The following is a 26895-nucleotide window of genomic DNA, read 5'->3' on the forward strand; positions in this document are numbered from 1 at the left end:
ATAATGAAGATCAAGAAAAATGACCTGTTTATCGGAATATACCTTCTTGCAGCGGTTTTATTCTTCATTATTTCAATTCCGTCATGGCTGCTTGATATTTTACTTGCAATTAACATTCTGGTTGCACTTGTTGTACTTTTTAATTCATTGTTTGCTAAAGAAGTTCTGGATATGGCATCTTTTCCTACAATGCTGTTATTTACAACAATTTTCAGAATTTCTCTTAATGTATCATCGACTAAGCTTATATTAAAGAATGGTTATGCTGGTAAGGTTGTTGATACATTTGGTAAATTTGTTGGAAGTGGTAATCTTGTCATTGGTATTATCATATTTATTATTCTTATTATTATTCAGTTTATTGTTATTAATAAGGGTTCTGAACGAGTTGCTGAGGTAACTGCAAGATTTACACTTGATGCTATGGCAGGAAAACAGATGGCTATTGATTCGGATCTTAATACAGGTGCCATTACTGATAAGGAAGCAGCAGAAAGAAGAAAAAAGTTACAGCAGGAAAACAGCTTTTTCGGTTCTATGGATGGTGCTACAAAGTATGTTAAGGGAGATGCTACAGCCGGTCTTATAATTACAGGTATCAATCTTATTGGTGGTATTGTTATGGGAATGGCGTACGGTGGACTTACGATTAATGATGCACTGTCTAAGTATACTATTCTTACAATTGGAGATGGCTTATGTTCTCAGATTCCTTCATTGCTTATTTCGCTTGCAACAGGTGTTCTTGTTACCAAGGCTTCAAGCGAAGGTGAACTTGGAGATGAAATTATAGGGCAGCTTTTCTCTATGGACAGAGTTCTTCTTATGGTTGGTGCAGCACTTATTCTTCTGGGAGTAACAACACCTCTTCCATGGTATATTTTTATTCCATTGGGTATGGCACTTATAATTTATGGCAGAAAGCTCAGCGCTAAGGCAGGAGAGACAGCAATAGAAGAGAGTGCTGAACAGGAAGAGACAGAAGCTTCAGAAATAAGAAAACCAGAGAATGTTGTTTCTTTACTTAATGTTGATCCTATTGAACTGGAATTTGGATATGGAATTATTCCACTTGCCGATGTCAATCAGGGCGGGGATTTGTTAGACAGAGTAGTTATGATAAGAAGACAGATTGCTTTGGAACTTGGCGCGGTTGTACCTATTATAAGACTGAGGGATAATATTCAGCTTAATCCTAATCAGTATGTTATTAAAATTAAAGGTATTCAGGTTAGTGAAGGTGAAATTCTTTTTGACCATTACATGGCTATGAACCCTGGATATGTTGAAGAAGAAATAACCGGTATTCCTACATTTGAACCATCTTTTCATCTTCCAGCTATATGGATAACTGAAAGCCAGAGAGAAAGAGCAGAATCACTTGGGTATACGGTTGTTGACCCACCATCAATCATTGCGACACATCTTACTGAAGTTATAAGGCAGCATATAGCAGAGTTGCTTACAAGACAGGATGTGCAGAATCTTATCAATAATATTAAGGATAATAATACAACTCTTATTGAGGAGCTTGTTCCTAAGCTTATGGGAGTTGGCGAGATACAGAAGGTGCTTCAGAATCTCTTAGAGGAGGGAATATCTATAAGGGATCTTGTTACAATATTTGAAACGCTGGCTGACCATGCAGCTGTTACAAGAGATCCTGATATACTGACTGAATATGTAAGGCAGGCATTGAAGAGAGCTATTTCAAGCAAATATTTCCTGACAGGTGAAGTAACGAATGTTGTTACTGTAGATCCGGCTATTGAACAGGAGATTATGAATTCGGTCAAGAATACAGAGCAGGGGTCATATTTATCACTTGATCCGGAGAGAAGCAAGAAGATAATTGAAGCTCTTGGAAATGAACTTAAGAAATTAGAGGATATGGGAAAGAATCCGATAGTTATTACATCGCCTATTGTAAGAATGTATTTCAGAAATCTTGCAAAGGACTATTATAAAGACATTATTGTGATTTCATATAATGAAGTTGAATCAAATGTTGAATTACAATCAGTTGGGATGGTGACAGCGTAAATGATAGTTAAAAAATTTCAGGCAGATACAGAGACGGAAGCTATATTAAAAGCGAAGGAAGAGTTAGGCAATGGTGCAGTAGTTCTTAATGTTAAAACATTGAAACAGAGGGGAATATTCCGATTGTTTAAGAAGGATGTTGTTGAAGTTACGGCTGCATTAGAAGAAAAAGATTTTATCAATGGGATTAATAATAAAAAACCAACATTTGATAATAAGAAGGCAGCTAATAGTGGATTTAATACAGGAATTGGCAATATGAAGAGTATTACAGAGTCAAAGCCTGTTATAAATTTAGTGGCTGATGAAAAAATAGATGTTAATGGCAATGCTGCAAATATTGAAAAGAAACTTGATTCATTACATTCTCTTTTAGAAAATCAGATTACCTCATCATCAGCTGTACATAAAAAACAGGATACATATGTGCAGAATACGAATTTGAATGATAAAGATGTAACACCGGGTAAACAGATAGTAAAGGAACGTGAAAATGCAAATTATAAATTTTTGCAGCTGATATATAAGAAGATGATAGGGAATGAAGTTGATACCAAATACGCTGATGAAATTATAAGCGATATAGAAGCTTCATTAAAAAAGGAATCTAATATTGACAGTATTCTTGCAGCTGTTTATCAGAAAATCATACTTAAGCTGGGTACACCTAAAACTATTTCGTTAGGAGATAAGCCAAAGGTTATACTTTTTATCGGACCTACAGGGGTTGGTAAAACTACAACTATTGCTAAAATAGCGTCTCATTTTAAGCTTGAAAAAGAAACTAAAGTTGCATTTATAACATCAGATACATATAGAATTGCTGCAGTTGATCAGCTTAATACATATGCTTCGATTATAGATTGTCCGGTTAATGTGGCTTATTCTGCGGATGAAATAGGTGAATGCCTTGATGAGTTTAAGGATTATGAACTTATACTTGTAGATACAGCCGGAAGATCGCATAAATCTGAGGAGCAGATGGAAGAATTAGACAATCTGATTGAAATGATTGCTTCGAGAGCAGATGAATTTGATCTTGAAATATATCTTACATTAAGTGTGACAACTAAGTATAAAGATTTAGTAAATATTGCGGATAAGTACAGACATATTGAAAACTGGGCACTCATATTTACTAAACTGGATGAAACCTGTTACCTTGGTAACATGCTTAATATGAAGCTGTATACAGGAGCACCACTTTCTTATACAACATCGGGACAGAATGTACCTAATGATATAGAGGTTATAAATGAACAAAGACTTGCTAAGTTATTATTGGGAGGTAATTCGTAATGGATCAGGCAGAAAATCTCCGTAATATAATAAAAAAACAAAACCAGCGGGATGTCGGTAATGCGCGTGTTATTGCTGTAACCAGTGGAAAAGGTGGTGTTGGAAAGTCAAGTGTTTCGATTAATCTTGCAGTACAGTTCGCCAGAATGGGAAAGAAGGTTATAATTCTTGATGCTGATTTTGGTCTTGCTAACATAGAGGTTATGTTTGGTGTGATTCCGAAGTATAATTTAAGTGATTTAATGCTTAATGGAATGGATATAAAAGACATAATAACAGATGGACCAGAAGGCGTTAAATTTATATCAGGGGGTTCAGGAATAGCGAAGCTTGTTAATCTTGATAAGGAACAGGTTAAAAGACTTGTTAATAAATTATCCGAACTTGAAAGTATGGCAGATGTAATAATTATTGATACCGGAGCGGGTATTTCAGCATCTGTAATGGAATTTCTTGTGGCAAGTCCTGAAACTATTCTTGTTACAACACCAGAACCTACATCTATAACTGATTCATATGCATTGATGAAGGCTCTGAGCATGAATGAAAGTTTTAGAAAGAATGAAACTTCAATTAAAATGATCGCAAACAGAGTAACATCAGAAGATGAAGGCAGAAAATTATATGAAAAACTCAATATAGTAGTGTCAAGGTTTCTTGATATTAATATGTCATATTTAGGTACGATTCCAATGGACAATAATAATATAAAGGCTGTTATGAAACAGAAACCAGTTTCACTTATATACCCATCATCAGCTTCTTCCAGACATTTTGTTGAAGTTGCTGAGAAAATTATGAATGAAGAAACGGATATTCCACCTCAGAAAAGAGGAATTAGAGGATATCTTAAATCTGTTTTTGCTAAAAACTTACGATAAATGAGGTGAATGCATGTTTGAACCGCTTGTTATTGGAGGAAAAGTTGAAGCGTATAAAAAGAATACGAGTTTAAAAGAAGATGTCAGGCCTAGAGAACAATTCTTAAGTCAGATAATGGATATTAAGGATGAAAGCATTGTATGTACAATGCCTGTTGATAAGGGCAAACTGATTGTTCTTGAGGTTGGAATGGAATTAGAAGTTTGTTTTTATTCCGGTAAAAATGTGTATAATGCTGATTGTGTAATATCTTCGAGAGGAAAAGAAGGTAATATTTTTACTATGGAATTAAAACTTATTACGCCTCTTAAGAAATTTCAGAGAAGAGAATATTACAGACTGGAATGCACTCTAGAAGCTGATGTCACGATTATTGATGAAGATGAATCAGCACATTTTAAAAAGACAGGCAGTCTGCCGGATGTTCTTTCAATGCCGTCAGAAAAAGGTATAATAACTGATATAAGCGGAGGTGGACTCAGGCTTATTATGAATAAACAGTATGAAAAGGATACTGTTGTTGCAGTGAAATTTACAATTGCAATAGGTGGCAGGAAAAGGGATATGTATCTTCCAGCCAGAATTATACTTTCTTTCCGAAAGACTAATGATGAGAGTGTGTTTGACAACAGGCTTCAATTTATCAATATTAAAAGCGAAGATACAGAGGATATAGTTAAATATGTATTTGAACAGCAAAGGTTTATGAGGCAGAAAGAGAGGGGAATGTAGAATGGCAAAAAAAATCCTTGTAATAGATGACTCTGCACTCATGAGAAGAGTAATATCTGATATAATCAATGAAGGTAATGATTATGAGGTTGCTGCGATTGCAAAGGACGGACTTGAAGGCTTTGATATGATTGTTTCTAACCCTAATCTGTATAGTGCGATTATTCTGGATATCAATATGCCTAAGATGAATGGCCTTGAATTGTTGCAGAAGTTACAGAAAAATCATATTGAACAGACTGTTATAGTAGTTAGTACGGTTGCCAAGGAAGGGGCTAAAGAAACCATTCAGGCCTTGGAGTATGGAGCTTTTGATTTTGTAACTAAGCCTGAGAATTATTTCGAGACTAAGGGTAATGATTTTAAAAGGCGTATTCATGATATGCTTAATATTGCCACAAGTTCAAGAGCTTCAGTGGAAAGAACAAAACCGGCGGTCAGCAGAATAACACAATCAGGCAGTAAGCTGTCATCTTCTCTGACAAGCAGGCTTTCATCAGATAAAAAAGCATCTAATGATGCAATATCTGCGTTAAGAAAAAGAAATGAGGTTTATGATACACTTCCACCTAAAGTTAATCCTGCAAAGTTTACTAATATTAAGAGTGGAACAAGGAAGATTGTGGCACTTGCGTGTTCAACCGGAGGACCTAAATCATTACAACAGGTAATACCAATGCTTCCTAAGAATCTGGATGCCGGAGTGGTACTTGTACAGCATATGCCGGCAGGGTTTACAGCATCCTTAGCAGCCAGGCTTAACGAAATAAGTGATATTAATGTTAAGGAAGGGGCAGATGGTGATGTTATACAGAAAGGCTGGGTATATATTGCACCGGGAGGAAAACATATAAAAGTTGTTAAGAAGGCAGCAGAGTATGTGATAAAGCTTAATGACGAGCCTCCTATAGATGGATTAAGACCATGTGCCAATGTGATGTATAAATCACTTGTACAGTGTAATTATGATGAGATTACATGTGTTGTCCTTACAGGAATGGGAGCTGATGGTACAGAAGGAATAAAAGCTCTTTCAGCAGGCAAAAAGAAAATCCATGTTATTGCACAGGATGAGGAAAGCTGTGTTGTGTATGGTATGCCTAAGGCTATTGCACAGACAGGACTGGTTGATGAGGTTGTTCCTCTTAATAAAATTGCTGAAACTATAACGAAGAATGTGGGGGTATCTTAAAATGGATGTAAGCCAGTATTTAGAGATATTTATTGATGAATCTAACGAACATTTACAGAACTTAAGTGATGGTATTATGATTCTTGAAAAAGAACCAGATAATAGTGATACTATTAATGAAATATTCAGGGCAGCACACTCTCTTAAGGGTATGGCTGGAACTATGGGATATAAGAGAATGCAGAATCTTACACATGATATGGAAAATGTATTCTCAGAGGTCCGCAACGGAAATATTAAAGTAGATTCAAGAATGGTTGATGTGTTATTCCAGTGTCTTGATGCACTTGAACAGTATGTTAATAATATTCAGGAAACATCAGATGAGGGAACAGATGATAATGAACCTATAATTAAGGCTCTTAACTCATTTATTGTTAATAATGAGGATAAGGGTATACTTCCAGAAGAAGCTAAGAAGGAAGACGTTCCTGCTGAGGAAAAGAAAGAAGAAAATGTTGAAGCCGGCGATGGCTCATATGCTAAATATAACAACATGGTGTTTGCTGATTTTGAAAAGAATGCTGTTAATGAAGCTCTTGAGAAGAAAATGAATGTTTTCGTTATCAAGGTGAGTGTTGATGAAAACTGTATTCTTAAGGCTGCAAGAGCTTTTCTTGTATTTAAGAATCTTGAAGGTCATTGCGATATTATTAAGTCAGAGCCGTCAGCACAGGATATTGAGGATGAGAAGTTCGAACTTGATTTCAGTATAGTTGTAGTTACTGAAGAAAGTTATGAATCTATTATTGGAATAATTAAGAATGTATCAGAGATTAAAGATGCTGCAGGTGAAGCCATAACAACTCCTTTTGCAGAAGATGATGAAAAGGAAGAAGTCAAAGAAGAACCAAAGCATGAAGAAAACAAGAACCAGTCAGAGACAAAGCCGGCTGCTGCATCAGCTACAGCAAAGAAACAGACTCCGGCAGCTAATAATAACAAGTCTGGCAAGACGGTAAGTCATACGGTCCGTGTAGATATTGAAAAGCTTGATGTCCTTATGAATCTTGTGAGCGAACTTATTATTGCAAAGAACGGGCTTGTATCTGCAAGTGTAACAGAAGATGGAACAACATCTGTTAATCAGAAATTCGGTGAGCAGATTGAGTATCTTGAGAGGGTAACGACTAACCTTCATGAGTCTGTTATGAAAGTAAGAATGATGCCTATTGAGAGTGTATTTGCAAAATATCCTAGAATGATAAGAGATCTTAATAAGAAGCTTGGCAAGAAGATGGAACTTTACATGTCTGGTGAAGAGACTGAACTTGATAGAACAGTTATTGATGAGATTGGAGATCCAATCATGCATCTGTTGAGAAATTCTGCTGATCATGGTCTTGAAAGTGCTGAAGTGAGAGCGGAGAGAGGAAAGCCAGAGGTTGGTTCTATATGGCTTGATGCTTATCAGGAAGGTAACAATGTTGTTATTGAAGTAAGAGATGATGGTAATGGTATTGATGTAGAAAAGGTTAAACAGAAAGCTGTTGAAAAGGGAAATCTTACTCAGGAGCAGGCAGATGTACTTACAGAGAAAGAAGCTATTGATCTTTTATTCAAGCCAAGCTTCTCAACATCTGATAAAGTTACAGATGTATCAGGAAGAGGTGTTGGACTTGATGTTGTTAAGTCTAAGATAGAAGCTCTTGGTGGTGATGTTGAAGTCAAGACTACATATGGCGAAGGAAGTACATTTAGTATAAGGCTTCCTCTTACACTTGCTATTATTCAGGCACTTATGGTTAAGGTTGGCGAAGAAAAGTATGCGATAGCGCTTGGCTCTATTGAAACTATTGAAGATGTACCAGTAAGTGAAATTAAGTATGTTCATGCTAAGGAAGTTATTAATCTCAGAGGCAATGTAATTCCTCTTATAAGATTAAGAGAACTTCTTGATGTACCGGGTGAACCTGAAGAATCAGACAATATAGTTATAGTAATTGTCCGTAAGGGAGATAAGCTTGCAGGTCTTGTGGTTGATAATCTTATTGGACAGATGGAAATTGTTATTAAGTCACTTGGTAAATACATTAATATTAACAGAATGATAAGTGGTGCCACGATTCTTGGTGATGGTTCTGTTGCCCTTATTATTGATGCCAATACACTTGTATAGAGGAGGAATATGTAATGGAAAATGTTAATGTTATAGAAGATAAGAGTGCAGAGTCAACAACTTCTGTACAGTATATTGTTGTCAAAATAGGCAATGAGCAGTATGGTATTGATATTAAATATATTGATAATATTGTCAGAAGCCAGAGCATTACAAGAGTCCCTAAGACACAGGCATACTATAAGGGTGTTATTAACTTAAGAGGTGAGATATGTCCTATAATGAGTATGCGCCTTAAATTAGGACTTGCAGATGATGAATTAACAGATAAAACAAGATTTATAATTGTAAAAGTAGAAGGTGCATCTATTGGCGTGATTGTAGATCAGGTTAAAGAAGTTGTTACTCTTGAAAGTGAAGAGATAGAGCGTGTAAGCAGGTCAACAGGTGATGATGCGGCAACTAATTATATCAATGCAATTGGAAAAAAAGATGGGGAACTTATTTCACTTTTGGACATTGTAAGTCTTGTTGTAGAGAATGATTAATGTAAGAGGTGAAGGTATGTCGAAAATCGATTTAAATCAGCTTAATGATATACAGTATGATGTTCTTAGAGAAATAGGCAATATAGGCGCAGGTAATGCTACAACAGCATTATCACAGATGCTTAATCAGAAAATGGATATGTCTGTTCCTAAGGTTGCACTTGTGCCATTTAATGAAATATCAGATGTTATGGGGTCTGAGGATCAGACTGTTGTTGGTATTATGTTAGGCTTTGAGGGGGATGTGGAAGGAATGATGATGTTCCTTTTTGACACAAAATCAGCACATCACTTGGTCAATACTCTTATGATGAGAGATAAAGAGGATGGAGTCGAAGAAGGAGCAGAATTTTCTGATATGGATATGTCGGCTCTTAATGAGATCGGAAATATTGTTTCCGGCTCATATCTTACAGCAATATCCAAGCTTACTAATCTTAAAATGATATCAACTGTTCCAGAGATGACAATTGATATGATAGGAGCATTACTTAGCGTACCGGCTTCTGAATTCGGTAAATATGGAGATAAGCTTTTACTTATACAATCCCAGTTTGGAGAACTGGATTTTGTTAATGGATATTTCCTTATGATTCCTGAACTTAATTCATATGACAAGTTGTTAGAGTCGTTAGGTGTGTAGGATATTTTTGAAAGAGTTATGATTATGGGAAGTATGATAAAGGTAGGCATGGCTGATTTAAAGGCATGTAAATGCCCTGATTCTCTTACAACATTGGGATTGGGCTCATGTGTAGGCGTTGCATTATATGATCCGGTAACAAAAGTGAGTGGACTGTTGCACTGTATGTTACCGGATAGTACCCAGTTTAGAAATAATACCAATGTTGCTAAGTTTGCAGATACTGGTATAGATGAACTGATAAAACAGATGAAATCTTTAGGAGCTAATGACAGCAGGCTTGTAGCTAAGATAGCCGGTGGTGCACAGATGTTTGCAAACAGGACTAATAGCGAAGCTTTAAGAGTAGGGGAACGCAATGTTATTGCGGTAAAACAAAAATTAAAAAGTCTCAATATAAGAATTCTGTCACAGGATTGTGGTGAAAATTTTGGTAGAACAGTGGAGTTTTATTCGGAGACAGGTGATTATGTTATTAAAGCAGTAGGTAAACCGCAGAAAGCTATATAATTTATTATATGAACATGCTGATTGAATAATTGGAGGCTTTATGAATAAATTTAGAAATTTGCCGGCTCTGATTACATTGCTGGCAGGATTTATAACCAGTGTTATCATGATTGTACATAGATATTCACTGGTTAATTTTATGTGGGTACTGATAGCAGTTATGGCTGGTTTTTATATTTGCGGGGTACTTATTAGGTTTGCACTTAATAAAGTGGTGCAGAATAAAGAAGAAAAAGAAAATACTACAGAAGCTGAAGAACAGGAACAGAAAGAGGGACAAGAATCCGTAGAAGAATAATAGTGGCGCTAAAGCCAGATTTATGTTATTATTTCTACATATTTTATTATTTTGGGGGCACTGACCATGGATGAGGCAGGCAGGGATAAACTGTGGAAGAATTATATATCAACCCATAGCAATGAGTATAGGGATGAATTGATAGTTGAGTACGCACAGCTTGTTAAGCTGGTTGCTGGAAGACTTAATATGTATCTTGGGTATAATGTAGAATACGATGATCTTGTAGGTTATGGAATATTTGGGCTTATTGATGCTATTGATAAGTTTGATTATGGCAAGAATGTAAAGTTTGAAACATATGCCAGTTTAAGAATAAGAGGTGCAATTCTTGATCAGATAAGAAAAATGGACTGGATACCGAGATCTTTAAGACAGAAGCAAAAACGCATAGAAGCTGCAATGACTAAGATAGAAAGCGAAACAGGGCATATTGCAAGTGATGAGGAGCTTGCTGCTGAATTAGGAATAACACAGGATGAATTGTCAGACTGGCAGGGGAAAATGAAGGCATCTAACCTTATATCACTTGATGAATATACAGAAGCTGGAAGTGAAGTTAAAATGGAATCGGTTGGTAATTCACATTTTGACCAGCCAGAAGATGCCATGGAAAAAGAAGAACTTAAGAAAATGATGGTAAAAGCGATTGACTCGCTGACAGAGAAGGAACGTAGTGTTGTTGTTTTGTATTATTATGAAGAAATGACATTAAAAGAAATAAGTCTTACACTTGAGGTTTCCGAGTCAAGAGTATCACAGCTACATACCAAAGCACTTAATAAAATGAAAAAATTATTAGGTGATTATGTATTTACTTTATAACATATAATTTTAAAAGGGGATTATGGCATGATAGATAACTGCAGGACTGGATATTTTCAATTTGATGCTAGACAAGACGGACTGTATTTTATAGTTTTTCCTCCAAAGGATGGAAACAGACCGGTAAGTATTGATGATGTATTGTACTACATTGAAAAGAAGAAGATAAATTGTGACACTGTAAAACTCGGTGAGGCTGTTAAGGCAGGCTGTAATACAGAAACAGAAGTTAAAGTATCTGAAGAGATAGTTCATCCGTATGCTGAATTTGTCGATTACCGTATAAGTGCAGACTGTATGAGAGCAGAAGCGGTTTTTTATCCGCCTTTTGTAGGAGCTGATATGCTCACAATGGAAGAAATCGTAAAAGATTTACAGTATTTGGGCATTAAACATGGTATAGATAATAACAGTATTGAGCAGATGCTTTCGGTCAGGGAATATGGTAAGGCATATAATGTAGCTGCAGGAACTGCACCACGGGATGGACAAGACGGATATATTGAATATAAGTTTAATACTGAATTGAAGCCGCGCCCAAAGATAAATGATGATGGCACTGTGGATTTTCACACGCTTGAGAATATTAATCATGTTAACAAAGGCGATGTTGTAGCTGTGCTGCACAGAGAGGACAGAGGAGATGACGGCATAGATTTATTAGGGCGAAGAGTACTGCCTAAAAAGGTTAATCATGTGGTGTTCAGACATGGTAAAAATCTTGTTCAGTCAGAGGATGGTAAAGAACTCATATCACAGGTTAGTGGGCATGTGGTATTAGAAGGCGATAAAATATTTGTTTCAAATGTACTTGAACTTGTTAATGTTGATAATTCTACAGGTGATATAGATTATGACGGAGATGTAGTAATAAAAGGCAATGTGGTTGCTGGCTTTACTGTGAAGGCAGCAGGTAATATAACTGTAAGTGGAATTGTTGAAGGAGCTACGGTTATTGCTGGTGGTTCAATTACATTTAACAGAGGAATCCAGGGTATGACAAAGGCTGTAGTAAAGGCTGGCGGAAGTATTGTTTCCAAATTCATAGAAAGTGCTGAAAGCGTATCGGCAGGTGGAAGCATTGAGGCGGATTCTATCCTGCATAGTAAAGTTACATCCAAGGAAACTATAAAGGCTTCGGGAAAGAATGGTCTGATAATCGGTGGGGATGTAAAAGCAGTATATATGATTGAGGCTAAGGCAATAGGTAATACAATGGGAACCAATACGACAGTAGGTGTTGGCGTTAATCCTGCGATGAAGAGAAGAGTGGATGAATTAAAGAACAGCCTTGATAAGCTTGGAAATAATAAAATCCAGTTGGATCAGCTTCTTTCTGCTATTAGAAAAAAACAGGAACTGGAAGGCAGTCTTGATGCGGAAAAACATGAACTCCAGACTAAAACAATGCGTAATGTCATAATGCTTGAGCAGGAGATAACAAAACAGAAGAAAGAACTTGAAGAATTAAGAAAACAGATAGGCGAAGAAAAGCGGGCATGTATAAAGGTTTATGATGCAGCATATGTAGGAGTTAAACTGGTGTTCGGAGATCAATGTATGTTCCTTAAAAAGAAATATGATTATTGTCAGTTTGTTAAAGAAGGAGCAGATATTAAATGCGTTGCAATTTAGAACGCATTTGAATGGAGGTATCATATGGTTATTAAGCCGATAGAATTCGCGATGATACAGCAGCAGAACAATGTTTCTAAATCACAACATAATATAGAAACAAGGCCAATGGCTGAACAACAGGCTATAACACAGCAGGTTGAAAAGAATGCAGAACATAATTCACAGCAGGTTAATAAAAAAGACAATGCTGATAATGAGAATGCCCATTATGATGCAAAAGATAAAAGTAATAATGAATACAGTAATGACAGAGAGCACTCTCGTAAGAAAAAAGACGATGGCAGGGTTATTATAAAAGGTCAGGGCAGTGCGGATTTTGATGTTAAGATATAATATTTGGAGGAAGTAATGAACGCAATTGAAGTGTTTCTGATAATAGCGGGAATAATCTGCGTTATAGTCAGTGTTGTAATGAATTTTTCAGAACAGAGTGAAAAAACAGAAAATATTATTCCAACTGATTTGACGGATGAACAGAAGAACAAGATAAAGCAGCAGGTTGATGGCATAATTGAAAATCAGGTTAATGGTTTGTCAGAAAAGACAGAAGCAGCTTTGGATAAGATATCAAATACTAAAATTCTGGAAATGAATGAGTATGCGGAGAGTGTTCTTGGAGAAATTAACAGAAACCATAATGAAACAGTATTCCTGTACGACATGCTTAATGAGAAAGCTAAGGAAATAAAGACAACAGTTAAGGATGTTAATAATGCTAAAAAGCAGGTGGAAAAAATTCATGCTGAGGTAAAAGAGTCTGATGATATTGTTGTAAATATGCATGATAAAACAGATAATGATGCAAAAACAGCATATGAAAATGATGGATATGCTGATAAAGATACCAAGGATACAGCTAAGGAAAGACTGACGGCACTTGTTAAGAAGAATGATGATAAGATAAAATCCTCTGATGGCAGGAAGAAAGTGAACAGACAGGCTGAAAAGCTTGCTCCTGAGATGTCTAATAATGAGAAAATTCTTAAGCTTAACGAAAAGGGTATTGCTGTAAAGGAAATTGCGAAACAGCTTAACTTAGGAATAGGAGAAGTGAAGCTTGTCATTGACCTTTACAAAGGTGGTAAGTAATTATGAAATTTAAATATTATATGAGAGGATTTGGTGCGGGGCTGATAGCTGCCACAATAATACTTATGATTGCTGGAAAGGTTGACGATAATAACAAATCACTTTCAGCAGATAAGAAGCAGACAGACAGTACCGGTTCGGTGATAGCGTTTACTACTGAAAGTTCTACAGAGGATAAAAGCCAGAGTGAAACAGAAGAACAGACTGAAACACAAAAACAGGAAAATACGAGCACTAAAGAAATAATTATATCAGAAACAAAGGCTACACATGTTGCTGAAGAGAATACTACGCAGCGTCCAACAGTCAGGATAACGACAGGAGATGGGAGCGGAGAGACTGAACTTATATTTTCAGGGGTGTATACAGCTGCACAGGCAGCAGATATATTATTTGATGCAGGTATCATAACTGATAAGACAGAATTTTATACATATATGTATACAACAGGATATGATAAAAAAATGCGCGATGGCACATACAGACTTAAACCTGGAGATTCATATGAGACAATTGCCAAAACAATTACTCAGACAAAATAAAAAAACACTTGCAATATATTGCATGTATTGATATAATACACTTCGTGTGAAAAAACATGCAGGTGGATTTTACGGCTGGTGCCGGTTTACGCGCCGGTGGCCGGAAAAGAAGAAGCCCGCAAAAGATTAATTAACCAATGGAGGTATCAAAATGAGCGTAATTTCAATGAAACAGTTACTTGAGGCAGGTGTTCATTTCGGACATCAGACAAGAAGATGGAATCCTAAGATGGCTGAGTACATCTACACAGAGAGAAACGGAATCCATATCATCGATTTACAGAAGTCTGTAGGTAAGGTTGATGAGGCTTATAAGGCAATCTCTGATATCGCTGCTGAAGGCGGTACAATTCTTTTTGTAGGAACAAAGAAGCAGGCTCAGGATGCTATTGCTACAGAGGCAGAGCGTTGCGGAATGTTCTATGTTAATGAGAGATGGTTAGGCGGTATGCTTACTAACTTCAAGACAATCCAGAGCAGAATTGCAAGACTTAAGGAAATCGAGACAATGCAGGAAGATGGAACATTTGATGTTCTTCCTAAGAAGGAAGTTATCAACCTTAAGAAGGAACTTGAGAAGCTTCAGAAGAACCTTGGCGGTATCAAGGAAATGAAGAGACTTCCAGATGCAATCTTCATCGTTGATCCTAAGAAGGAAAGAATCTGTGTTCAGGAAGCACATGCACTTGGTATCAAGTTAATCGGTATTGCAGATACAAACTGTGATCCAGATGAATTAGATTATGTAATCCCTGGTAATGATGATGCTATCAGAGCTGTTAAGTTAATCGTTGCTAAGATGGCAGATGCAGTTATCGAAGCTAATCAGGGTGAAGAAGCAGCTCCAGCTGTAGAGGAAGAAGTAGCTGAGGAAGCTTAATATTTAAGTTTTGACTTAAGTTTATGTATGCTTCAGCCTGACATATTATCAGGTTGAAGCATTTTTTAAAATTATTTTTATTGGAGGATAATATAATGGCAGCAGTTACAGCAGCAATGGTTAAGGAACTTAGAGAGTCTACTGGCGCAGGTATGATGGAGTGTAAGAAGGCTCTTACAGAGACAGATGGCGATATGGAAGCAGCTGTTGATGTTCTTAGAAAGAGCGGAGCAGCTAAGGTTGAGAAGAAGGCAGGAAGAATTGCAGCAGAAGGTATTACAAGAGTAGCATCTGAAGGTAATACAGCAGTTGTAGTAGAAGTTAATTCAGAGACAGATTTCGTAGCAAAGAACGCTACATTCCAGGAATTTGTTCAGGCAGTTGCAGATAAGGCACTTAAGGCTTCAGTTGATAAGGCTGGAGATGGCGAAGATGTATGCGCTATCCTTGATATGCAGTCAGAACTTGAAGAGAAGACTCTTACAATCGGTGAGAAGCTTTCTATCAGAAGATTCCAGAAGATTACAGGTGACTGTGTTGCTTCATATATTCACGGTGGCGGAAGAATTGGTGTTCTTGTTGCAGCAGATGGCGCTTCTAATGATGCAATCAAAGAAGCACTTACTAACGTAGCAATGCAGATTGCAGCTATGAACCCACAGTACCTTAGCAGAAACGATATGTCAGCAGATGAACTTGCTAAGTTAAGAGAGATTACAGAGAAGAGTGCATTAAATGATCCAGCTTCTCTTCCAAAGCCAATCTTAAACAAGTTAATTGATAAGGCTATTAATGATAAGGTATGGAGCGATGCTGATATTGCAACATACGAAGAGCATAAGAGCAACATGCAGTACTTATTCAACTTCCTTTCAAAGGAAGCAGCTGCACAGTTAGCAGAGCTTGCATTAGCTGATGAGGCTAATATCGTAGCAGATAAGATTTTCAACGGATTAGTAGAAGGCCGTGTATCTAAGCAGCTTAAGGAAATCTGCCTTATGGATCAGGTTTATGTTAAGGCTGAGGATGGAAAGCAGTCAGTTGCTAAGTACCTTGCAGAAGTTGCTAAGGCTAATGGCGCTTTCACAGTTAAGGGATATGTTCGTTTTGAGACAGGTGAAGGTCTTGAGAAGAAAAATGAAGACTTTGCAGCAGAAGTTGCAGCTCAGTTACAGTAATTATAATTACTAAGTTTATTAAATCTCCGGATGTCTTATGGCAGACCGGAGATTTTTTGTGCGTATAGTACGAAAAATTTGTCATAACGCTTCTAAAATTGTCTGTGATATGCTATAATCTTTCCAAACTGTAATGTTTTGTGGAAACCGCAGTATTAATATGGAGGATGATTTAATGGGATTTTTTAAAGATTTTAAAGAAGATCTGTCTGAGGCAGTTAATGGACTTACAGATAATGAGTTAGAAAATGAATCAGATGAAAGAGATGATGATTTAATGGTTAATACTCTTGACGATCCGGAACTTGCAAAGATGGCAGAAAATTATAAGAAAGAAGCACAGGAATCTGAAGACACAGATAATAATGCGGTAGGAGAGGTTCTTCAGAAAGGAACAAAGTCTGTTACCATTGATGACATTAAAGAAAACGCTCAGAATGCGGATTATATAGCAGATGAGACAGCGGTTATTACAGAAGGTCTTTCAATTAGTGGAGACCTTGATTCATTAGGATCAATAGATTTGTTTGGAACAGTTGAGGGAAATGTTACATGCAGGGGAAAGCTCACTGTAAGTGGAACAATTTCTGGTAATACCAAGGCTAATGAAGTATTTGCCAATGATGCACAGATTGATGGTAATATAGAAGCTAATGGTTCGGTCAAGATTGGTCAGGGAACTGTAGTTGTAGGAAATGTTGTTGCAGCTTCAGCAGTTATTGCTGGTGCAGTAAAGGGTGATATAGATGTACATGGTCCAGTGATTATTGATTCTTCTGCTGTTATAGTTGGTGATATTAAGTCTAAGTCAGTACAGATTAATAATGGAGCAACAATTGACGGACGTTGCTCACAGTGTTATGCAGAAGTTAATATGGAAAGTATATTTGACATTAAAGGAAAAAAGAATAAATAACTGGAGGCACGTATGGATAACATTAAAAGAGTAATACTTAAACTTAGCGGCGAGGCTCTTGCTAAGAAAGAGGGCGGCTACAATGATGAGCTTATAGAGAATATTGCTAATCAGGTTAAGACAATAGTTGATAAAGGAACAGATGTTGGTGTAGTTATTGGTGGTGGTAACTACTGGAGAGGCCGTTCTAATGATAATATTGACAGAACTAAGGCTGACCAGATAGGTATGCTTGCAACAATTATGAACTGTATATATGTTTCAGAGATATTCCGTTCACAGGGACTTAAGACTAATATTCTTACACCATTCGAATGCGGAAGCATGACAAAGCTTTTCTCTAAGGACAGAGCTAATAAGTATTTTGAGAAAGGCATGGTTGTATTCTTTGCAGGTGGAACTGGTCATCCATATTTCTCAACAGATACAGGTATTGTATTGAGAGCTATTGAGCTTGATGCAGATGCTATTCTTCTTGCCAAGGCAATTGATGGAATATATGACAGTGATCCTAAGATTAACCCAGAGGCTAAGAAGTATGATACAATCTCAATCAACGAAGTTGTTGAGAAGAAGCTTGGAGTTATTGATATGACAGCTTCTGTTATGTGTATGGAGAATAAGATGCCTCTTATGGTATTCGGACTCGAAGAAGAGAACAGCATAGTTAATGCTTTATCAGGAAAGTTTAATGGAACAGTAGTAACTGTTGATTAATATAATATTAATGGAGGATTTTATGGAAAATATTAAAGATATTGAAGGAAGAATGCAGAAGTCAGTTGACAACTTAAAGGAAGAATATGTAACAATAAGAGCCGGAAGAGCTAATCCACATATTCTTGACAGATTAAGAGTTGATTATTATGGAACACCTACACCAATCCAGCAGGTTGCCAATGTTTCTGTACCAGAAGCAAGAATGATTCAGATTCAGCCTTGGGAAGCAAGCCTTATTAAGGATATTGAGAAAGCAATTCTTGTTTCAGATTTAGGACTTACACCTAACAATGATGGTAAGACAATCAGACTTGTGTTCCCTGAATTAACAGAAGACAGAAGAAAAGAACTTGCTAAGGATATCAAGAAGAAGGGTGATAATGCCAAGGTTGCTATCCGTAATATCAGAAGAGATGCCAACGATGCAATAAAGAAAGAGAACAAGGCAGGAGATATCTCTGATGATGAAGCTAAGAATTCAGAGGATGAAATTCAGAAGATTACTGATAAGTATATTGCTATGATTGATAGTGCTATAGACGATAAGACAAAAGAGATACTTACAGTTTAAGAAAATGTCAGGGCTGTTGGATATTTTACAACAGCCTTTTTGTAATTGAATGAATTGCGAGAGGAATCATAGATATGGATACATTTAACGAGAGTCTCGGATTAAAGATTCCGGGGCATGTTGCCGTTATTCTTGATGGTAATGGAAGATGGGCTAAGAAAAGACATCTCCCAAGAACAATGGGACATGTGCAGGGAAGCAAAGTTGTTGAAGATATGCTTTATGTCGTAGATGAGCTTGGTGTAAAGTATTTTACTGTATATGCTTTTTCAACAGAGAACTGGAAACGTTCAACAGAAGAAGTAAGTACTCTTATGGGAATCTTAAGAACTTATCTTAAGGATTGTGTTAAGAAATCCATGAAGAATAATGTGCGATGCAGGGTTATTGGAAGAAAAGATGAACTCAGCCAGGATATTATAGACAGTATCAATAATCTTGAAGAGAAAACCAGGAATAATACAGGGCTTAATTTTACTATAGCCATTAATTATGGTGGAAGAGATGAGATAACAAGAGCGGTAAGAAAGATTGCCGGCAAGGTATCAGAAGGAAGTCTTAAGCCTGAAGATATAGATGAAGATACAATAAGTAATAATCTTGATACTTGGGAATTGCCAGATCCAGATTTACTTATAAGAACAAGCGGTGAGCAGAGATTATCTAATTATCTGTGCTGGCAGCTTGCTTATACAGAATTTTATTTCACAGATATTTATTGGCCTGATTTTGACAGGGAAGAACTTATTAAAGCATTTGAGAAATATAATAAGACGGAAAGAAGATTCGGCGGAGTTAAGGAGGAGTAGATTATGCGTACAAGAATTATGAGCGGAGCTGTGCTCATAGTCATACTTTTCACATGCCTGTATTTTGGAGGCTGGGTTACATTCGGGTTCAGTCTGTTTATTTCACTTGTTGGAATGTATGAGCTTATTAAAGTTAAGAAGCTTGAGAAGACAGGACTAGCAGTTGTAGGATATATGGCGGCAATTACTTATTATTTTATTCTTTTGCTTAATGATCCGGCATATATTTTACTGCTTCTTGTAGCTTCATGCATACTTATGATGTCAGTATATGTATTTACATTTCCAAAATATAAGACAGAAGATGTTATGTGGGTATTCTTCAGTATAGTGTATGTTGCTGTAACACTTTCTTATATCTATCAGGTAAGAATGCTGCAGGACGGAATATATATCGTATGGCTTATATTCGTGTCTTCATGGGGCAATGATACATGTGCATATTTCACAGGTGTATTTCTTGGAAAGCATAAGATGACTCCAAAGCTTTCACCTAAGAAGACTTACGAAGGTGCAATAGGAGGAGTTGTCGGTGCGACACTTCTTGGCTTTGGATATGGATTTGCCATAAGCTCTAAGATGTCAGATGTACTTGTGCATCCTGTATATACATTTGCAATAGCCAGCTTCATAGGTGCATTCCTGTCTATATTCGGAGACCTGGCTGCATCTGCTATTAAGAGAAATCATGATGTGAAAGACTATGGAAAGTTAATACCGGGACATGGCGGAATTATGGACAGATTCGACAGTGCTATATTCACTGCACCTGTTGTTTACTGGTCAATAGAGGTTATTAACAAAGTCTTTGGAGGTTGATAATGAAGAACGTTTCTATACTTGGTTCAACTGGTTCAATTGGAACACAGACATTAGATGTTATTAGAAGAAATGCTGATATTAATGTAGTTGCACTTGCAGCAGGTACAAGGGTTTCTGACCTTGCAGAACAGGTCCGTGAATTCAAGCCACAGCTTGTATGTATAGGTAAAGAAGAACTTGTTCCAGAGTTAAAGACTCTTATCGGTGATATGGATGTTAAGATTGTAAGTGGTGACGAAGGTCTTATTGAGGCTGCAACAATTGAGAGTGCAGAAATTGTTGTCACAGCGGTTGTAGGTATGATGGGAATTACACCTACAGTTGAAGCTATCAAGGCACATAAGGACATTGCACTTGCCAATAAAGAGACACTTGTGTGTGCTGGTCATATTATTATGAGTCTTGCTAAGGAATGCAATGTTAATATATATCCTGTTGACAGCGAACATTCAGCAATATTCCAGTGCCTTAACGGTGAGAGACGTGGTGAGATAGAGAAGATTCTTCTTACAGCTTCTGGTGGTCCATTCAGAGGAAAGAAAAGAGCTGACCTTGAAAATGTACAGTTAGAGGATGCACTTAAGCATCCTAACTGGGCTATGGGACGCAAGATAACAATAGATTCTTCTACTATGGTTAATAAAGGGCTTGAGGTGATGGAGGCACAGTGGCTTTTTGGAGTACCTGCCGAGAAGGTTCAGGTTATAGTCCAGCCACAGAGCATAATCCATTCAATGGTTGAATTCAAGGACGGAGCTGTTATGGCACAGCTTGGAAGTCCTGATATGAGACTTCCTATACAGTATGCTCTTTATTATCCTGAAAGAAGAAAACTTAACACAGAAAGACTTGATTTCTATGAACTGGCTAAGATTACATTTGAAAAGCCGGATATGGAGACTTTCAAGGGACTTAAGCTTGCTTACGAGGCAGCAGCACGCGGGGGAAATATCCCGACTGCGCTTAATGCAGCTAACGAAGTAGCTGTAGCAAGATTTTTAGACAGAAAGATAAAATATCTGGATATTCCGGATATTATAGAATACGCCATGAATGAAGTGGATTATATCAATAATCCAACAGTAGAGCAGATTCTCTCTACACAGAAGATAGTAACAGACATGATAGAAAGCAGGTGGTAGGAGTTGGTTCTTAATGTTATTCTGGCGATTCTTGTACTTAGTATAATTGTTATTGTCCATGAATTCGGACATTTTATAATAGCTAAGGCTAATGGCATAACTGTAGTTGAATTCTCAATCGGATTCGGACCGAAGCTGATACATTTCAGAAAAGGTGAGACGGAATATTGTATTAAAGCACTTCCTTTTGGTGGTGCATGTACGATGCTTGGTGATGAGTTCCTTGAGATGAGTGTTATACAGTCAGAAGAAGATGATGACGAAGAGCTTACAGATGAAGAGAAGGAAGCTAAGAAAAGAAAGCTTGCTATTGAAAATGGCTATGACATGGAAAAGTCATTTGCAAGCAAATCAGTCTGGGCAAGAATTGCGGTTATAGCAGCAGGACCGGTATTTAATTTCCTTCTTGCTTTCGTGTGTGCAGTAGTTATTGTCGGAAGTCTTGGCTATGATCCATGTGACATTGATGTTGTTAAAGATAATTCGCCAGCCACAGAAGCAGGGCTTCAGGAAGGTGATGTCATAACTAAGGTTAATGGACATAAGGTAACATTTTACAGGGATTTTTATTTCTATAGGGCTTATAATGCAGATAAGACTCTTAATATAACATTTACAAGAGACGGTGAAAAGATGACAACAACTGTTACTCCGCAGCATATTAAGCAGCAGAAGTATCAGGTTGGAATTATGATGAATGAGAATTGTCTCATAAGTTCTGTTACCAAGGATTCTCCGGCTGAAAAGGCGGGACTTAAAGCTAATGATGTTATCAAAGCAGTTGATGGTACTGCAATGGAGAATAGTTCAAATGTGACAGAAGCTATTACATCAAGCGGCGGCAATAAGGTTGTATTCACGGTTGCAAGAGATGGAAAAAATGTTGATGTGACAGTTGAGCCTAAGATGGTTGAAGTTGAAAGCTATGATACAGGCTTTGTTGTATATGGAGACAGGGTAAAGACTTCTCCTATTGGCACTCTTAAGTATTCAGTGAAGGAAGTCGGATACAGTGTCAAGACTGTAATTCAGAGCCTTGGTATGTTATTTACAGGAAAGATTGGGTTTGATTCATTGTTAGGACCTGTCGGAACTGTCAGCACAATGAGTGAGATTGTTGAAGAAAGTAAGGCAGATGGTGCATTTTATGTATTCCTTAATCTTATGAATCTTGCAGCACTTATCAGTGCCAACTTAGGAGTAATGAATCTGCTGCCAATTCCGGCACTTGACGGAGGCAGACTTGTATTCCTTATAATAGAGGCATTAAGAGGCAAGCCGGTTAAGAGAGAGCATGAGGGAATTGTTAATTTCATAGGTATGATACTTCTTGTCATACTTATGGTTGTTGTATTGTTTAAAGATATAATGGCATTGTTCTAATACAGAAAGGACACAGGGGTTATGTACAGAGATAATACTAAAGTTGTTAAGATAGGAAAATGTGTTATAGGTGGTGGCAATCCTATTCTTATCCAGTCAATGACTAATACACATACAGAAGATGTTGCTGCAACAGTAGCGCAGATTAAGGAGCTTACTAAAGCTGGTTGTGAAATCATCAGATGCACAGTTCCAACTAAGGAAGCTGCACTTGCAATCAAAGAGATAAAGAAGCAGATAGAGATACCTCTCGTTGCAGATATACATTTTGATTACAAGATGGCTATTATGGCAATGGAGAATGGGGCTGACAAGATTAGAATCAATCCGGGTAATATCGGCGGAACAGACAAGATAAAGGCTGTTGTTGATGTTGCAAGGGAAAGAAATATACCAATCAGGGTTGGTGTCAACAGCGGTTCACTTGAGAAAGACCTTATTGAGAAATATGGCGGAGTAACAGCAGAGGGAATAGTTGAGAGCGCACTTGACAAGGTTAAGATTATTGAAGACTTAGGTTATGATAATCTTGTTGTCAGCATCAAATCTTCTGATGTAATGATGTGTGTTAAAGCACATGAGCTTATTGCAAAACAGACTAATCATCCGCTTCATGTTGGAATTACTGAGTCTGGAACAATATTCTCAGGAAGCATTAAGTCATCAATCGGACTTGGCCTTATACTGAATCAGGGAATTGGTGACACAATAAGAGTTTCTCTTACAGATGATCCTGTAAGGGAAATAGAGGCTGCGAAACTGATACTTAAGACTCTTGGCTTAAGAAAAGGTGGAATAGAGGTTGTTTCATGCCCTACATGCGGAAGAACAAGAATTAATCTTATAGACCTTGCAGGAAAGGTTGAGAAAATGGTTTCAGGGTATGACCTTGACTTGAAGCTTGCTGTAATGGGATGTGTAGTTAACGGACCGGGAGAAGCAAAGGAAGCTGATCTTGGAATTGCAGGCGGTGACGGCTGCGGAGTACTTATTAAACATGGAGAGATTATTAAGAAGGTTCCAGAAGAGGAACTTCTTGATACACTCAGGTATGAACTTGATAATTGGAATGAGTGATACATATGTACAGATTTTTTGAAGTGTTTAAGACGCTGAAGCTGCCAGAGGATCTGGCGGTGTATTTTGAGAATGTTGAAGTAACTAAAGTCTCGAAAACATCGACCAATTCTCTGGCACGCGTTTATATAAAGAGTGACAGGGTAATAGAAAAACCAATAATATTCAAGGTTGAGGATGCATTAAAGAAACAGATATTCCGTATATCCAACATGGATGTGCGGATTATCGACAGATATGTTTTGTCAGCACAGTATACGCCACAGACTGTAATGGATATATATTATGACAGTATCCTTGCAGAGCTGGAGAAATACTGGACACTTGAATATAATCTTTTAAAGAATTCCAAGTGGGAGTTTGAAAAAGAGGATATGCTTGTATTTACGATTGAGGACAGCTTTCTTGCACATCAGTATGCTGATACACTTACAGATTATTTTAAGAAAATATTCCTGAACAGATTCGGGTTTGAGATAGATGTTGAGTATCAGTATGCCAAGAAGAAGGAAAGTCAGTACGAGAGAGAAAATGCATACAGGATTAATCTTCGTGTCAAAGAAATTGAGAATAATATGATGGCGGCAGCAGAAGATAATGCCGACGGCAGGGATGATAAGAAGCTTACTTCTGAACAGAAGGCAGCAAAGAAAGCTGAGACAGCAGCCAAGCAGAAGGCGGCTAGAGCAGCATTTTTTGCAAGCGATAACAGAGGCAGGGAAGAGCTTAAGACATACAGCAGAAAGCCTGCTAACGAAGATGTTTTATATGGAAGAGATTTTGACGGTGATGTAACACCGATTGAACAGATAGATACGGCAATCGGAGATGTTATTATCTCTGGTATGGTCCGTAATGTTGAAATGCGTGAAATCCGTAACGAAAGAACTATTATTATGTTCAATGTCACAGATTTTACAGACACAATTACAGTAAAGGTTTTTGCAAAAAATGAGCAGGTACCAGAGCTTTCAAGTGTTATCAAGAAGGGTAATTTCTTAAAGATTAAGGGTAATGCTACATTTGACAAGTACGACCAGGAAATATCAATTGCCAATGTGTGGGGCATAAGAAAAGGCTCTGATACAAGACAGGTGCGTAATGACCTCGCACTTCATAAGAGAGTTGAGCTGCACTGCCATACTAAGATGAGTGATATGGATGGTGTGTCTTATGTATCTGATATTATCAAACAGGCAATCAGATGGGGACATAAGGCAATTGCAATTACTGACCACGGTGTTGTGCAGGCATTTACAGATGCATTCCATACGATGAGCGACCTCAAAGGCTCTTATGCAAAGAAGGGTGAGAAGCTTGACTTTAAGATAATATACGGAGTCGAGGCTTATCTCGTTGATGATACCAAGCAGATAGTAACGAATCCGAGAGGACAGAGCTTTAACGATACATATGTTGTGTTCGACCTTGAGACAACGGGATTTTCTGCGGAAGTTGACAGAATTATAGAGATAGGTGCAGTCAAGGTGTGCAATGGTGAGATAGTAGACAGATTCTCTACATTTGTTAATCCTGAGATTCCTATTCCATTCAGAATTGAGACGCTTACGCACATTAATGACCAGATGGTTATGAATGCACCTAAGATAGAGGAGATTCTGCCTGAGTTTCTTGAATTCTGCGAGGGTGCTGTAATGGTTGCACATAATGCGGAATTCGATACAAGCTTCATAATCAATAAGGCAGAGAAGATTGGTATAAATGTGGATACTACCATTATAGACACAGTGCTTCTTGCGCAGTTCCTTATGCCAAATCTTCATAATTATAAGCTGGATACGCTTACAAAGCATCTTAATGTTGTACTTGAAAGCCACCACAGGGCGGTTGACGATGCTGCTGCGACTGCAGACATATTTGTCAAGATGATTAAAATGCTTTACGACAGGGATATTCCTGACGTTGATAAGCTTAATGAGGAAGGCAAGATGGATGAGAACGCCATCAAGAAGCTTCATCAGTATCACTGTATAATTCTTGCTTCTAATGAGATGGGAAGGATTAATCTGTACAGACTTGTTTCTGCATCACATTTGCAGTACTTTAACAGATTCCCTAAGATACCGAAGAGTCTTGTTAACCAGTACAGGGAAGGTCTTATTATAGGAAGTGCGTGTGAGGCAGGTGAGCTTTTCAGAAGTCTTGTAAATGGTCGTTCAGAAGCAGAGATAGCGCGAATAGTTAATTTCTATGACTATCTTGAGATACAGCCAATTGGTAATAACAGGTTCATGATTGAGAAAGAGGATTGCTATGTCCAGAATGAGGAGGATTTGCGCAATCTGAACCGCAGAATAGTAGAACTTGGTGATAAATTCGGCAAGCCTGTTGTGGCAACCTGTGATGTGCATTTCTTAAATCCAGAGGATGAAGTGTACCGTAGAATTATCATGGCAGGAAAAGGCTTTGATGATGCGGATAATCAGGCACCGCTGTATCTTCATACTACTGAAGAAATGCTTCATGAATGTGATTATCTAGGAAGCGACAAGGCATACGAGGTTGTTGTAACCAACACTAATAAGATTATGGATATGTGTGAGGAGATTGAGCCTGTAAGACCGGATAAATGTCCTCCGTTCATTGAGAACTCTGACCAGATGCTTCGTACGATCTGTGAAAATAGAGCTCATGAGATATATGGTCCGGAGCTTCCACAGATAGTAACTGAGCGATTAGAGCGAGAGTTGAACTCAATTATCTCTAACGGATATTCCGTTATGTACATAATTGCACAGAAGCTTGTATGGAAATCTAATGATGACGGTTATCTGGTTGGTTCAAGAGGTTCGGTTGGTTCTTCATTAGCAGCAACAATGGCGGGTATTACCGAGGTTAATCCGTTAAGCCCGCATTATCTGTGTCCAAAATGCTACTATAATGATTTCTATTCAGATGAAGTCAAAGCATTTGCCGGAGGCGCAGGCTGCGATATGCCTGATAAGATATGCCCAAAATGCGGAGCGAAGCTTAATAAGATGGGATTTGATATTCCGTTCGAGACTTTCCTTGGTTTCAAGGGAAACAAAGAGCCTGATATTGATCTTAACTTCTCCAATGAATACCAGAGTAAGGC

The 26895-nt window shown here is 37.5% G+C and carries 26 protein-coding genes (1 of these 26 only partly in view); all 26 read left to right on the forward strand.

What is annotated here, in order from left to right:
- Positions 1-3: 3 nt before the first annotated feature.
- Positions 4-2043 (forward strand): flagellar biosynthesis protein FlhA, encoded by a 2040-nt coding sequence (gene flhA, locus EUBELI_RS03985; protein WP_012739074.1) that lies wholly within the window; start codon positions 4-6, stop codon positions 2041-2043.
- Positions 2044-3342, forward strand: a complete 1299-nt coding sequence (gene flhF, locus EUBELI_RS03990) for a flagellar biosynthesis protein FlhF (RefSeq protein ID WP_012739075.1) — start codon at positions 2044-2046, stop codon at positions 3340-3342. It abuts the gene before it with no gap.
- The gene (locus tag EUBELI_RS03995) at positions 3342-4223 is read left to right on the forward strand and encodes a MinD/ParA family protein (RefSeq protein WP_012739076.1); all 882 of its coding nucleotides are present in this window, start codon (positions 3342-3344) and stop codon (positions 4221-4223) included. Before flhF ends, EUBELI_RS03995 begins: the two co-directional genes overlap by 1 nt.
- Positions 4224-4236: 13 nt before the next feature.
- Positions 4237-4956, forward strand: a complete 720-nt coding sequence (locus EUBELI_RS04000; protein WP_012739077.1) for a flagellar brake protein — start codon at positions 4237-4239, stop codon at positions 4954-4956.
- 1 nt (position 4957) lies between these two features.
- Positions 4958-6148 carry a protein-glutamate methylesterase/protein-glutamine glutaminase gene (locus EUBELI_RS04005; protein ID WP_012739078.1) on the forward strand — a complete coding sequence of 397 codons (1191 nt, stop codon included), beginning with the start codon at positions 4958-4960 and terminating at the stop codon, positions 6146-6148.
- A gap of 1 nt (position 6149) precedes the next feature.
- Positions 6150-8267 carry a chemotaxis protein CheA gene (locus EUBELI_RS04010; RefSeq protein WP_041688045.1) on the forward strand — a complete coding sequence of 706 codons (2118 nt, stop codon included), beginning with the start codon at positions 6150-6152 and terminating at the stop codon, positions 8265-8267.
- A gap of 14 nt (positions 8268-8281) precedes the next feature.
- Positions 8282-8755, forward strand: a complete 474-nt coding sequence (locus tag EUBELI_RS04015; RefSeq protein WP_012739080.1) for a chemotaxis protein CheW — start codon at positions 8282-8284, stop codon at positions 8753-8755.
- Between the two features lie 16 nt (positions 8756-8771).
- Positions 8772-9398: a chemotaxis protein CheC gene (locus EUBELI_RS04020; RefSeq protein ID WP_041688547.1), complete on the forward strand. Its 627-nt coding sequence runs from the start codon at positions 8772-8774 to the stop codon at positions 9396-9398.
- 24 nt (positions 9399-9422) lie between these two features.
- Entirely contained in the window at positions 9423-9908 is a 486-nt protein-coding gene (locus EUBELI_RS04025; protein ID WP_041688047.1) for a chemotaxis protein CheD, read from the forward strand.
- 40 nt (positions 9909-9948) lie between these two features.
- Complete coding sequence (locus tag EUBELI_RS04030; RefSeq protein ID WP_012739083.1) at positions 9949-10206, forward strand: hypothetical protein; 258 nt, start codon at positions 9949-9951, stop codon at positions 10204-10206.
- 66 nt (positions 10207-10272) lie between these two features.
- On the forward strand, positions 10273-11031 hold the full coding sequence (locus EUBELI_RS04035; protein ID WP_012739084.1) for a FliA/WhiG family RNA polymerase sigma factor: 759 nt from the start codon (positions 10273-10275) through the stop codon (positions 11029-11031).
- Between the two features lie 27 nt (positions 11032-11058).
- Positions 11059-12666 (forward strand): DUF342 domain-containing protein, encoded by a 1608-nt coding sequence (locus tag EUBELI_RS04040; protein WP_012739085.1) that lies wholly within the window; start codon positions 11059-11061, stop codon positions 12664-12666.
- 24 nt (positions 12667-12690) lie between these two features.
- Complete coding sequence (locus EUBELI_RS04045) at positions 12691-13002, forward strand: hypothetical protein (protein WP_012739086.1); 312 nt, start codon at positions 12691-12693, stop codon at positions 13000-13002.
- A 15-nt stretch (positions 13003-13017) separates the two neighbouring features.
- On the forward strand, positions 13018-13758 hold the full coding sequence (locus EUBELI_RS04050) for a DUF6115 domain-containing protein (protein ID WP_012739087.1): 741 nt from the start codon (positions 13018-13020) through the stop codon (positions 13756-13758).
- Between the two features lie 2 nt (positions 13759-13760).
- Complete coding sequence (locus EUBELI_RS04055) at positions 13761-14300, forward strand: hypothetical protein (protein WP_012739088.1); 540 nt, start codon at positions 13761-13763, stop codon at positions 14298-14300.
- 151 nt (positions 14301-14451) lie between these two features.
- Positions 14452-15180 carry a 30S ribosomal protein S2 gene (gene rpsB / locus EUBELI_RS04060; RefSeq protein WP_022097321.1) on the forward strand — a complete coding sequence of 243 codons (729 nt, stop codon included), beginning with the start codon at positions 14452-14454 and terminating at the stop codon, positions 15178-15180.
- A gap of 95 nt (positions 15181-15275) precedes the next feature.
- On the forward strand, positions 15276-16358 hold the full coding sequence (gene tsf / locus EUBELI_RS04065; RefSeq protein WP_012739090.1) for a translation elongation factor Ts: 1083 nt from the start codon (positions 15276-15278) through the stop codon (positions 16356-16358).
- Positions 16359-16533: 175 nt separating this feature from the next.
- Positions 16534-17274 (forward strand): polymer-forming cytoskeletal protein, encoded by a 741-nt coding sequence (locus EUBELI_RS04070; protein WP_041688049.1) that lies wholly within the window; start codon positions 16534-16536, stop codon positions 17272-17274.
- A 12-nt stretch (positions 17275-17286) separates the two neighbouring features.
- Positions 17287-17991, forward strand: a complete 705-nt coding sequence (gene pyrH / locus EUBELI_RS04075) for a UMP kinase (RefSeq protein ID WP_012739092.1) — start codon at positions 17287-17289, stop codon at positions 17989-17991.
- Positions 17992-18013: 22 nt separating this feature from the next.
- Complete coding sequence (gene frr, locus EUBELI_RS04080) at positions 18014-18565, forward strand: ribosome recycling factor (protein ID WP_022097318.1); 552 nt, start codon at positions 18014-18016, stop codon at positions 18563-18565.
- 74 nt (positions 18566-18639) lie between these two features.
- The gene (locus tag EUBELI_RS04085) at positions 18640-19374 is read left to right on the forward strand and encodes an isoprenyl transferase (RefSeq protein WP_012739094.1); all 735 of its coding nucleotides are present in this window, start codon (positions 18640-18642) and stop codon (positions 19372-19374) included.
- Positions 19375-20193 carry a phosphatidate cytidylyltransferase gene (locus tag EUBELI_RS04090; protein ID WP_041688051.1) on the forward strand — a complete coding sequence of 273 codons (819 nt, stop codon included), beginning with the start codon at positions 19375-19377 and terminating at the stop codon, positions 20191-20193.
- Between the two features lie 2 nt (positions 20194-20195).
- Entirely contained in the window at positions 20196-21338 is a 1143-nt protein-coding gene (locus EUBELI_RS04095; protein ID WP_012739096.1) for a 1-deoxy-D-xylulose-5-phosphate reductoisomerase, read from the forward strand.
- Between the two features lie 3 nt (positions 21339-21341).
- Positions 21342-22721 carry an RIP metalloprotease RseP gene (gene rseP, locus EUBELI_RS04100; RefSeq protein ID WP_012739097.1) on the forward strand — a complete coding sequence of 460 codons (1380 nt, stop codon included), beginning with the start codon at positions 21342-21344 and terminating at the stop codon, positions 22719-22721.
- Positions 22722-22742: 21 nt separating this feature from the next.
- Positions 22743-23798, forward strand: coding sequence for a flavodoxin-dependent (E)-4-hydroxy-3-methylbut-2-enyl-diphosphate synthase (gene ispG, locus EUBELI_RS04105; protein ID WP_012739098.1), 1056 nt, complete (start codon positions 22743-22745; stop codon positions 23796-23798).
- A 5-nt stretch (positions 23799-23803) separates the two neighbouring features.
- Positions 23804-26895, forward strand: the 5' portion of a protein-coding gene (locus tag EUBELI_RS04110; protein ID WP_041688053.1) for a PolC-type DNA polymerase III. Its footprint extends 1441 nt past the window's final position; 3092 of the gene's 4533 nt are visible here — the first part of the coding sequence; it begins with the start codon at positions 23804-23806; the stop codon falls past the right edge of the window.

The organism is [Eubacterium] eligens ATCC 27750 (assembly GCF_000146185.1).
Classification (GTDB): domain Bacteria; phylum Bacillota; class Clostridia; order Lachnospirales; family Lachnospiraceae; genus Lachnospira; species Lachnospira eligens.

Bases quoted from the DNA above. Each gene is read 5' to 3' on its own strand.
- EUBELI_RS04040 (WP_012739085.1), top strand. From the start codon at position 11,059: ATGATAGATAACTGCAGGACTGGATATTTTCAATTTGATGCTAGACAA.
- EUBELI_RS04070 (WP_041688049.1), top strand. From the start codon at position 16,534: ATGGGATTTTTTAAAGATTTTAAAGAAGATCTGTCTGAGGCAGTTAAT.
- EUBELI_RS04045 (WP_012739086.1), top strand. From the start codon at position 12,691: ATGGTTATTAAGCCGATAGAATTCGCGATGATACAGCAGCAGAACAAT.
- flhF (WP_012739075.1), top strand. From the start codon at position 2,044: ATGATAGTTAAAAAATTTCAGGCAGATACAGAGACGGAAGCTATATTA.
- EUBELI_RS04005 (WP_012739078.1), top strand. From the start codon at position 4,958: ATGGCAAAAAAAATCCTTGTAATAGATGACTCTGCACTCATGAGAAGA.
- EUBELI_RS04050 (WP_012739087.1), top strand. From the start codon at position 13,018: ATGAACGCAATTGAAGTGTTTCTGATAATAGCGGGAATAATCTGCGTT.
- pyrH (WP_012739092.1), top strand. From the start codon at position 17,287: ATGGATAACATTAAAAGAGTAATACTTAAACTTAGCGGCGAGGCTCTT.
- EUBELI_RS04055 (WP_012739088.1), top strand. From the start codon at position 13,761: ATGAAATTTAAATATTATATGAGAGGATTTGGTGCGGGGCTGATAGCT.
- EUBELI_RS04035 (WP_012739084.1), top strand. From the start codon at position 10,273: ATGGATGAGGCAGGCAGGGATAAACTGTGGAAGAATTATATATCAACC.
- EUBELI_RS04020 (WP_041688547.1), top strand. From the start codon at position 8,772: ATGTCGAAAATCGATTTAAATCAGCTTAATGATATACAGTATGATGTT.
- tsf (WP_012739090.1), top strand. From the start codon at position 15,276: ATGGCAGCAGTTACAGCAGCAATGGTTAAGGAACTTAGAGAGTCTACT.
- flhA (WP_012739074.1), top strand. From the start codon at position 4: ATGAAGATCAAGAAAAATGACCTGTTTATCGGAATATACCTTCTTGCA.
- EUBELI_RS04015 (WP_012739080.1), top strand. From the start codon at position 8,282: ATGGAAAATGTTAATGTTATAGAAGATAAGAGTGCAGAGTCAACAACT.
- EUBELI_RS04010 (WP_041688045.1), top strand. From the start codon at position 6,150: ATGGATGTAAGCCAGTATTTAGAGATATTTATTGATGAATCTAACGAA.
- EUBELI_RS04025 (WP_041688047.1), top strand. From the start codon at position 9,423: ATGGGAAGTATGATAAAGGTAGGCATGGCTGATTTAAAGGCATGTAAA.
- EUBELI_RS04030 (WP_012739083.1), top strand. From the start codon at position 9,949: ATGAATAAATTTAGAAATTTGCCGGCTCTGATTACATTGCTGGCAGGA.
- EUBELI_RS03995 (WP_012739076.1), top strand. From the start codon at position 3,342: ATGGATCAGGCAGAAAATCTCCGTAATATAATAAAAAAACAAAACCAG.
- EUBELI_RS04085 (WP_012739094.1), top strand. From the start codon at position 18,640: ATGGATACATTTAACGAGAGTCTCGGATTAAAGATTCCGGGGCATGTT.
- frr (WP_022097318.1), top strand. From the start codon at position 18,014: ATGGAAAATATTAAAGATATTGAAGGAAGAATGCAGAAGTCAGTTGAC.
- ispG (WP_012739098.1), top strand. From the start codon at position 22,743: ATGTACAGAGATAATACTAAAGTTGTTAAGATAGGAAAATGTGTTATA.
- EUBELI_RS04095 (WP_012739096.1), top strand. From the start codon at position 20,196: ATGAAGAACGTTTCTATACTTGGTTCAACTGGTTCAATTGGAACACAG.
- EUBELI_RS04000 (WP_012739077.1), top strand. From the start codon at position 4,237: ATGTTTGAACCGCTTGTTATTGGAGGAAAAGTTGAAGCGTATAAAAAG.
- rpsB (WP_022097321.1), top strand. From the start codon at position 14,452: ATGAGCGTAATTTCAATGAAACAGTTACTTGAGGCAGGTGTTCATTTC.